The sequence below is a fragment of the Chitinophaga sp. genome (assembly GCF_035761305.1).
GTDB lineage: Bacteria > Bacteroidota > Bacteroidia > Chitinophagales > Chitinophagaceae > Chitinophaga.
In genome coordinates, this window is sequence record NZ_DASTRI010000081.1 from 1 (window position 1) to 10,157 (window position 10,157).

General features: G+C 52.1%; 6 protein-coding genes. 1 reads left to right on the forward strand and 5 read right to left on the reverse strand.

All coding sequences use genetic code 11. The features are described from left to right. The 5 genes from VFS25_RS07155 to VFS25_RS07175 form a co-directional block, all read right to left on the reverse strand. On the reverse strand, positions 1-1,988 hold a 1,988-nt coding region (locus tag VFS25_RS07155), incomplete at its 3' end, for an efflux RND transporter permease subunit (protein ID WP_326461442.1). A 35-nt stretch (positions 1,989-2,023) separates the two neighbouring features. After that, positions 2,024-3,088, reverse strand: a complete 1,065-nt coding sequence (locus VFS25_RS07160; protein WP_326461443.1) for an efflux RND transporter periplasmic adaptor subunit — start codon at positions 3,086-3,088, stop codon at positions 2,024-2,026. Between the two features lie 251 nt (positions 3,089-3,339). Next, positions 3,340-5,055 (reverse strand): RagB/SusD family nutrient uptake outer membrane protein, encoded by a 1,716-nt coding sequence (locus VFS25_RS07165; protein WP_326461444.1) that lies wholly within the window; start codon positions 5,053-5,055, stop codon positions 3,340-3,342. Between the two features lie 19 nt (positions 5,056-5,074). After that, positions 5,075-8,320 (reverse strand): TonB-dependent receptor, encoded by a 3,246-nt coding sequence (locus VFS25_RS07170; protein ID WP_326461445.1) that lies wholly within the window; start codon positions 8,318-8,320, stop codon positions 5,075-5,077. A gap of 428 nt (positions 8,321-8,748) precedes the next feature. Then, positions 8,749-9,036, reverse strand: a complete 288-nt coding sequence (locus tag VFS25_RS07175; protein WP_326461446.1) for a YciI family protein — start codon at positions 9,034-9,036, stop codon at positions 8,749-8,751. 170 nt (positions 9,037-9,206) lie between these two features. Here VFS25_RS07175 and VFS25_RS07180 point away from each other — a divergent pair. Beyond that, positions 9,207-10,157, forward strand: a 951-nt coding sequence (locus VFS25_RS07180; RefSeq protein WP_326461447.1) for a DUF4836 family protein, incomplete at its 3' end; no start/stop codon positions are given.

Sequence of the window (10,157 nt, forward strand, 5' to 3'; positions counted from 1 at the left end):
AAGCTGGTTTTGGAGCCGGAGCCCACGGCAATGGTTTGCTCCTGTATGGCAAAAATGCGGGCATCGTTAAAGCGGCGCAGCTTGCGCTGGAGGTCCACGGTAATATCATTCTGGCTGCGGGTGCGTTCGTGGGGATCTACCAGGCCAATACGGGGCTGGGAGGTGTTCATAACAGTGCCGTTGCCGCCGGGCGTTCTGGCAAATACGAATGCGCGTTCGGGTACAGAGTCCAGCAGGTAGCCGGTAATTTTATCTGTTACGTTTTGTGTGTAGCCAAAGCTGGAGCCTTCGGGCAGCGTAACGGTAAAACGTATGCTGCTGCGGTCTTCCAGCGGGGCTATTTCGCTTTGTATGCTGCGTAATATAAGCCATATGATAAGGCCGCACACAGCTATCATTACCCAGGCGGCCCAACGTATACCCATAAACGCTTTTAGCAGCCGGTGGTAGCCTTTTTCCATACCCTGGAAAAAAGGTTCTGTTTTATCATACAGCCAGCCGTGGCCTGCCTTTTTTCGGTTCAGGTACACGTTCAGCACCGGGGTAATGGTAAGCGATACAAAGGCGGAGATAAGCACGGCAGCAGCCAGCACCACGCCAAACTCGCGGAACAGGCGCCCTACGAACCCCTGCAGGAACAGCACCGGCATAAACACCACGGCCAGGGTAATAGAGGTGGATATAACGGCAAAGAATATTTCGCGGCTGCCTTCCAGCGCGGCCTTGCGGATGGGCAGGCCCTGCTCCAGCTTGCGGAAAATATTTTCCGTAACCACAATACCATCGTCCACCACCAGGCCGGTGGCCAGCACAATACCCAGCAGGGTTAATATGTTAATGGTAAAGCCGCAAAGGTATACTACAAAGAAGGTGGCTATTAAAGAAATAGGAATATCTATTAACGGGCGCAGGGCAATGAGCCAGTTGCGGAAAAAGAAAAAGATCACCAGCACCACCAGGGCAAAGGCAATGATGAGGGTTTCCTTCACTTCGGCCAGCGACTGGCGGATGATGCGGGTATTATCTACCAGCACGTTAAATTCAATATCCGATTTGTTGGCTTTCCGGATATTGTTCAGGCGTTTGTTAAACTCGTCTGCAATGGCAATGTTATTAGCGCCGGGCTGGGGAATAATGGCCAGGCCTATGGCGTTTACGCCGTTAAACTTCCAGCTTTGCTCCTCTACCTGGGGGCCCAGCTCCACGCGGGCAACATCGCTCAGGCGGATAATGCCGGTGCTGTCTTCCTTTAAAATAAGATCGCGGAAATCTTTTTCCGTGGTAAGGCGGCCCAGGGTATTAATAGTAAGCTCTGTATTGTTGCCGTACACCTTACCGGCAGGCAGCTGCACGTTTTCGTTGTTCAGGGCAGCGCTAATATCGTTATAGGCAATGCCGTAGGCGTTCATACGGTCACGGTCAAGCCATATGCGCATGGCGTAGCTTTTAGCGCCAAACACGTTTACAGCGCTTACCTGGTCAATGGTTTGCAGCTGTTGCTGCAGCACATTTTCGGTGTAATCACTCAGCTCCATCAGGCTTTTAGTGCGGCTTTGCACCGCCAGTATCAGAATAGGATCGGTATTGGCATCGGCCTTGGTTACTACGGGCGGGGCGTCAATATCCAGCGGCAGGCTGCGGGTAGCCTGGCTTACTTTATCGCGCACGTCGCTGGCAGCAGCTTCCAGGTCAACGCCCAGGTTAAACTCAACGGTAATGCTGCTGGTGCCTAAAGAGCTGTTGGAGGTAATGGTACGAATACCGGGAATGCCGTTGATCTGTTTTTCCAGCGGTTCGGAGATCTGGCTTTCGATCACATCGGGGTTGGCGCCGGTGTAGGCAGTGGTAACGGTAATCACCGGCGGGTCAATGGCCGGGTAGTCACGCACGGCCAGGAAACTATACCCGATGACGCCGAACAAAATGATCAACAGGTTCATCACTGTTGCCAGCACGGGCCGCTTCAGTGACAGCTCAGAAATATTCATGGTACTGTCTTATCTTATGTTTCCGTTCAAATGGTTTACTGCTGCGCAACGGCAGGTGCAATGGTTTTTACATTGCGCACCTTTACCGGTGCATCGGGGCGTGCAAACAGCACCCCGGTTACTATTACGGTATCACCCGGGTTAATGCCGCCGGTGATCTCAATATTGCTGGCTTCGCGTATGCCGGTTTGTACGTCTGCAAAAGTGGCTTTGCCATTCTTTACCAGTATTACCTGGTTATTTTTATCGTTGGGAATAATGGCATTGGTGGGCACCAGTATGGCCTTTTTATCGGCAGTAGTGTTCAGGTACACTTTTACAAATGCGCCGGGGTGGCCTTTGCCTTCCTCCAGCACGGCGCGGGCGCGTATATTACGGCTGGTAGGCGTTATCTGCGGCTCGTAGGCAATGATCACCGCTTTGCGGTGGGCATTGGTGCCGGCATCCAGCATCACATCTGCCACAGCGCCCTTTTTAATAACAGTGCTGTACTGCTCCGGCAGGGTAAAGTCAACCTTCATTTTATCAAGCTGCTGAATGGTGGCAATGCTGTTGGCGGGTGTTACATAAGCGCCAATGCTCACCTGCCGCAACCCAACCATGCCGGTAAAGGGCGCGCGGATAACGGTTTTATCAATCAGTGCCTGGGTGTAGGCAATGTCAGCCTTTGTGCTGTTCACATTGTTCAGCGCCAGGTCATAATCGGCCTGGTTAATGCCGTTAATAGCCAGCAGCTTCCGGTCGCGCTCTTCTGTTTTCTGGTACAGGTCCAGCTGCACCTGCGACTTCTGCAGCTGCGCCTGCAGGTCGGCATCGTTAATACGGGCAATGAGGGCGCCTTTTTGTACCAGCGTGCCTTCCGGCACATCCAGGTAGGTAATGCGCCCGCTTATTTCAGGATGCAGCTCGGCATACTCATTGGCTACAACCGTACCGTTGGCTTCTATGGTATTGTTAATGGTGGTGGCGCCGGCTACCAATACGTCTACAACAGTAGGTTGGTTAGCTTGCGCCCGTGTGCTGCTATGTGTTTCCGCTTTTCCTTTACACCCGGCTATGAGCACGCTGATGCCCAATATTCCGGTAATCAATTTTGCCATCCGACAAAACTAGATATACGGCAAGGGTGGTTCGGGGGGTGTCGGCCAACAGGCGTTTAGTATCGGTGGCTGCGGCGCATAGGGGGTTAAATAGGGTTAACAGTAATTAACAGTTATCAATTACGAATTACGAATGGGAATTACGCCGGACGAGCGGCAGGCGCTGATTACGGAATATTAATGCAATAAAAAAACCGCCTGGATGTAGATACATCAAAGGCGGTGCGGATGGTTATCTATTCGTAATTACCTCAATACCCGTCATTCTGTTTTAGTGTAGGCGATCCGTTTATAGAGCTGTTCACTATTTCCTGCAGGGGAATGGGATAGTAAATATTAGTGGCTTTGAACGTAGCGCCATTCAGGTACGTACGTTTCAGCTTTTCTTTTTCCAGGTAAGTGTTCAGCACATCTACCGCTATGCTCCAGCGTACCAGGTCAAAAAAGCGGTGGCCTTCCATGGCAAACTCCAGCCGTTCCTCAAAGCGTACTGCTTTGCGGGCCATTGCCTTATCGGCCCACGGGGTAGTGTACAGGCCTACCTTGTAGTTGGCCGCATTGGAGCCGTCCGGCATTTTTACAAAGCCTACCGGGTTGGCGGCGCGGGCGCGTATCATGTTCACCAGCTCGCGTGCGCGCTCCAGGGAGCCTACCTCTATTTCACATTCCGCTAACCACAGCAGTACATGGGAGTAGCGCAGCATACGGTAGTTGTTGGCGTTTTGCCGGGGATTGTTGGCAAAGGTGGCGCTGCCAATATCGGCCTTGTAAAACATGTTCTTTTTAGGGGAGTAGGGGCCGGCATAGGCCTGGTCGCGGATCCAGGCTTTGCCGGGGTGCAGGCCGTGATCCAGGTAGGGAATGCCCCGGCGGCCAACCGTCCAGTCGAGCCGTGAGTCAAGCGTGCCGGCATAAGGCGTAAACGGGTCTTTTGATTCAATGCCCTGGTCGTTGGTTACATCTGTGGCATTAAAATCATCCAGCAGGGGCAGGCCGTTGGCGTTTGTTTTAAAAGCGTTTACCAGGTTTTGCGAAGGCTGGAAAAACCCGCAGCAGGTAGTAGGCCCGCCATAAGGGTAGTTGAGCGTGGCGCCCTGGTTACCGTTTTCACCGCCTGGTGCGCCATCGTTCACGGAGTGCTCTACTTCAAAAATAGATTCTGCATTGTTGTTGGCCTGCGCCCGGAAGTTATCGGCATAGCGCTCTACCAGCGTATAGCCGCCCTGGCCAACAATAAGGTCCAGCAGGGTTTTGGCTTCAGCAAACTTTTGCTGGAACAGCTTTGCCTTTGCCAGCATGGCGGCTGCGGCCCATTTGGTGGCGCGGCCGGGCTGCGTTTGGCGGTGGGGCAGGTTTTCGTAGGCGAACTGGAAGTCGGCTTCAATATTGGGCCATATATCGGCGTCGTTAGGCACCTTGGTGCTGTTGGCATCTTCAGGGTTATAGGTATTTTCATCAATGTAAGGCACATGGTTCCACATTTTCTTGGCCTCAAAATGATAGTGGCCGCGAAGAAAACGGGCTTCGGCGGTAATACGGGTACGGTCTGCATCGTCTATCTCCGTAGCAGGCGTTTTGGCAAGGGCCTGCAGCACATCGTTACTGCGGGCAATACCATCGTATACAGCGCGCCACTTTCCGCGGAAGTAATCATTGTCAGATAGTATCTGGTAGCTTTCAATGAGGCTGATGGCCGGCTGGTCGCCGGAGGTGGTGCCTTTGTAAGCATCGTCGGAAGCTACGCTGCCGTATACCCAGTTATCGCCGGAGCTCTGGTAGGTGGTATTGCCTGCGCCCACGCCGTCCAGCAGGGAGTAGGCGCCTATGAGCAGGGCATTTACGCCGTTGCTGGTGTACAGCTGTTCGGGCAGCAGCACGCCTTTGGGTTTCAGGTCAAGAAAGCTGTTGCTGCAGGCAGTGCATAACAGCAGCAAGGTAATGGTATATATGACTTTACGTGTATTCATACTAGTTATTTTATGTTGATTAGAAACTGAGGTTTGCGCCTATCAGGTACACTTTGGCCATGGGGTAGGCGCCTTCATCCACGCCCATATGGCGGTCGTTATTGGGATCGTAGTTGCGCAGGTTAATTTCCGGGTCAAGGCCGGTGTAGTTGGTGATGGTCCACAGGTTTTGCCCCTGCAGGTACACACGCAGCTGCTCAATGCCAAAGCGCTTTAACAGGCTTTGCGGCAGGTTGTAGGAGAGCTGTATGTTTTTAAAGCGCAGGTAGGAGCCGTTTTCCACGTAGTAAGATGATGGGTTGCTGCTGATTACATCATTGGAGCGGAGCTGCGGCAGCGTAGCATCTGTTTTACCGGGGCGCCAGGAGTTCTCCAGCATTTCGCGGCTGCGGTTGCCGGCAAAGGTGGGAAAATCGGTCCAGTAGCGCACATAATTAAAGATGTCGTTACCCTGTACGCCCTGTGCAAATATGGTAAGGCCAAAATTCTTATAGTTCACCTGTGCATTAAAACCATAGGTAAAATCCGGGTGCGGGCTGCCTATAATGGTACGGTCGCTGGCGTCTATCTTGTTATCCCCGTTCACATCGCGGAAGTGGAACTGCCCGGCCTTGTTATTGGCGCCGCCGCCAAACTGCGGGGGTGCTTTCTGGGCCTCATCATCGGTCTGGAAAATACCATCTATCACATACCCGAAAAACGAGGAGATGGGGTGGCCGGCCTGGGTAACCGTCATGGCGGGCAGGCGGGTGGTAAAGCCAAAGTAGCGGGTATTGGCATTACCGTCTGTTTTCTCTACCTCATTTTTATAGGCGCTGAAGTTAATGCCCAGGTCATAGGTAAAGTCGCCTTTCATGGCATCGCTGCCGAAGTTAATGCCCAGCTCAATACCGCGGTTCATCATGGTGGCTATGTTGCGGAAAGGGTTGGTGGCCTGGCCCTGGGTATATTGTATTTCTACCGGAAACAGCATGTCGCTGGTTTTACGCTGGTACACATCTACGGTAAAACCCAGCTTGCCTTTGAGCATGGTGGCATCCAGCCCAATGTTGGTGCTGGTGGTGGTTTCCCATTTAGCGTCCGGGTTGCCGAACTGGGTTAGCTCATACCCCTGCAGGGCAGAGGAGCGTGAGCCGTTCAGGTCATAAAAGGAGGTGGCGGGGTTGGTGCCAAAGGTGGTATAGCGGTTATAGTTGCCTATTTCCTGGTTCCCGGTTTGGCCCCATCCTACGCGCAGCTTCAGGTCGTTCACCACGGTGTTGCCCTTCATGAACGGCTCTTCTGAAATGCGCCAGCCGGCGCTGGCGGCGGGGAAGTAGGCTACGTTGTGCAGGCTGGAAAAGCGCGAGCTGCGGTCGCGGCGCAGGGTAAAATCCACCAGGTACTTATCATTATACCCATAATTGATTTTGCCAAACTCGGAAGCCAGGCGCCAGTCGGCATACACGCCGGTGTTGTTGGCGGTGCTGCCGTTGCCGGCATTTATATAGCGGTTATCCAGGTCGTCGAGGAAAAAGCGGGAACGGCCGGTGGTGAGCGGGTCGTTCATGCTGGCAATGGCTTCGGTACCCAGTAAAAAGTTAAAGTGGTGCAGGCTACCAATATCCAGCCGGTAGGTGAGGGTGTTGTACCAGGTCCAGGTGTTGCTGTAGGAGGTGGAAATAGACAGGCTGTTCACGCTGGCCGATTCGCTGGATTCAATATCACGGATAGTATAGTTCCGGTAATTATCCCAGTTATAATCAATGCCAATGCTGGTGCGGGCGGTGAGGTTTTTAAGAATGTCAACCTCTGCCCAGGCATTGCCAAACAGGCGCAGCTCTTTGCTCACATTGTCTTTATTGCGGTACAGGGCGGCTACCGGGTTTTTGGCGTTATCCAGGTCGCCGCCTTTGGTGCCGGCAAAGTTGCCCATAATATCATACACCGGTATAATGGGCTGCATGCGGTAGGCAAAGGAAACCGGGTTGCCCTCATTCTGGTTGCCGGCGGGCTGGCCCACACGTTCGCCATAAGCTACCTGGAAGTTCTCGCCCACGCGTATGGCCTTTGTTACATTAAATTCCGTGTTGGCGCGTATGGAGTACCGTTTGTACCCGGTGTATATCATAATACCCTCCTGGTTAAAGTAGTTGAGCGACATGGCATAACGGCCGGTTTCCGTGCCGCCGGACACCTTAAGCTGGTGGTTTTGTATGGGCGCAGGGTCAAATATCTCGTCCATCCAGTTGGTGCCCTGTTTATTGGCTTTGGTAATGAGCCATTTGGTTTTGCGGAACTCGGGGCTTTCAATGTTGGAGGTATAGTTGGCGGGGTCTACCCGCGGATCGCCCTCCTTGGCGCCTTCAGGGAAAATATAGTCGGGTATTACCGGTGTGGGGCCGTTGCCGAACTGGGCGTGGCTGGGGTTACCGTTGGCGCCCACGTTGCCGGCATTAATGCGCGACTCCCACAACAGGTTGGCATACTCCTGGGTATTGAGCAGGTCCAGGAACCTGCCGGGGCGCTGCGTGCCATAATAAAAATCGTAGCTGAGCTTAGGTTTGCCGGCTTTGCCTTTAATGGTGGTAATGATCACTACCCCGTTGCCGGCGCGGGAGCCGTAGATAGAAGCGGCGGATGCATCTTTCAGCACCTGGGTAGATTCTATGTCGCCCAGGTTCAGGGTGTTCAGGTTGCCTTTGGTAGGCACCCCGTCAATCACATACAGGGGCGAGTTGTCGTTAATGGTGCCAAAGCCGCGTATGCGCACCATTACATTGCCGCCGGGACTGTTGTCGGTGCCCACGGTTACGCCGGCCACGCGGCCCTGCAGGGCCTGGCCTACGTTGGCAGCAGGGGCTGAGAGCAGCTTTTTCACATCCACGGTAGCCACGGCGCCGGTAATGTCTTTTTTAGACTGGCTGCCGTAGCCGGTTACCACCACTTCGTTCAGGTTGCCAATGCTTTCCGCCATGGTAACCTCCAGGTGGGCGCCGGCGCCTACCGGCACTTCCTTTGGCGTATAGCCCACAAAGGAGAACACCAGTGTTTCACCCGCTGCGGCGTCAATGGAAAAGGAACCTGTTGGGCTGGTGGCAGTGCCGCGGTTGGAGCCTTTTATTACTACTGTAACACCGGGCAGAGGAGTTTTGCTTTTTTCATCAGTTACCTGTCCGGTAATTTTTTTCTGCTGGGCCAAAGCAGGGGTAATGCCCAGCAATAACAGCAGCCATACGGCGCTGTAGCGTGCAAGCGCTTGTTTTACGTTAACGTGAACATTCATACAGTACGGATTTAAGGTTGTGGAAATGGAATGTTTGAGCATCTATACCAGGCCCCCGGCAGGCAGGCGCAGTCAAAAGGCATGGCAACGGACATACCTCTTCCCGGCTCAGCATACGCGGAAGACATTCATAATGTGCTTGTTACTGCTACAGTTAACTATTGGAATTAACGGAAATAAGCTATCTACATCGACGGTGTGCTACAGAATATCACAATAAGGCATCATAGTTAACCTGTTTTTATAACGTGAAATGCACCCGGTTTTACCCGGCAGGATTAATTTACAACCTTTTTCAAACGATTGCAACATAGTTACTTAAAAAAGATGCAAAGGATAGGCAGGCTCCCCGACAGGGAACTATTTTAAGGAGGTTAATAAATCAACAGGAGCATGTTATGGTATAAGGCTTACTGGTTCGCGCGGGCTCAGGACAAGTAGGTTTGCAGCTCATTTACGTAGGTGGTAGGCTCAAATTCAATGATCTCGTACAATGCCAGCTGGTATTTATCAAAAGGATCTTCGGTAATAATCTGCTCTACTTCCTTACGGCTGGAGGCTTTGCACAGGATTAGCCCGCCGGACCGGGGTTTTCTGCGGCCAGACAGGATAAACTGCCCGCTTTGGTAGTACTTGTCCAGAAATGCTTTATGGGCTTCCAGGTAGTGCTCTATAGCCGTTAACGGCCTGATGTATTGCAATAAGATAAGGAACATGTTGGCGCTCTTCTAGTTTAATAGGAATAGTTAGCAATGATTAGTTAGTGAAAACCGTGCCATAAAGGTATAAAACAATTGCAGGATTTAGTTTATACAATGATGCAGAAGGGTTGATTTTTGTGTAATTTCACAGGTATTATTATTTTTTAAATCTTTGAACACTTCTTATGCACCCAACGCTAAGCAACTTGTACCGGGTTTTGTTAACCGCTGTTACTGCAGCAGTGTTATTAAGCGCCTGCTCCAAAATACCGGAAGAAAGCAAACATATTCCCAAGAATGCCGGGATTGTGATAGGCATTAACAGTAAACAGATTGTACAAAAACTGGTTACCAACGGAATTACGGTTGACAAGCTTTTTGATGCCCTGCACCAGGAGGACACTTCCAGCGAAGCGGCCAAGGCCGTGAGGAATGTGGAAAATTCCGGTGTAGACCTGAACAGCAATTTCTTTGCTTCCATGGTGTTTGGCAATGAAAACAATTCTTACCTGTCGGTTACCGGCAGCTTGAAAGACGCAGATAAGTTTGAGGCCTTCCTGAAAAAAGAAGTGCCCGGCTTTACCTCCAAAACCAAAGGCGATTTTACCTATGCCTGGCTGCCGGACGATCATTCGCTGGTTGGCTGGAACAAAAGCGTGGTAATATACCTGCGCCCCATGGACCTGGACAAAATAAAAAAGCATGGCATGCCCGGCATGCCTGGCGGAGATGCTGAACCGGACAGCTCTGATGAAGAGAACAGCGCCCCTGCCCAGGATACCGCCTCCGTTTTACCAACGGTGCTTACTACGCCCGATGATGCGGAAAGCACCTGGCTGCCGGTGCTGGATAACCTGTTTCACCTGAAAGATGCAGAAACCGCCGGCTCACTGGAACCGTTTAAAAACCTGCTGAAAGAAAACAGCGACATGAGCTTTTTCGTACACCCGGAGGTGATATACAACAACCAGGTAACCATGCTGCCCGCCAACTTTAAAAAGCTGCTGGAAGACTGTTATTATGCCGCCACCGTAAGCTTTGACGAAGGCAAGGTGGTAGCAAATGGCCGCTCCTACGTAGGTAAGGAAATGGCCGCCATTTACAAGAAATACGGCAACAACACGCTGGACCTGGAT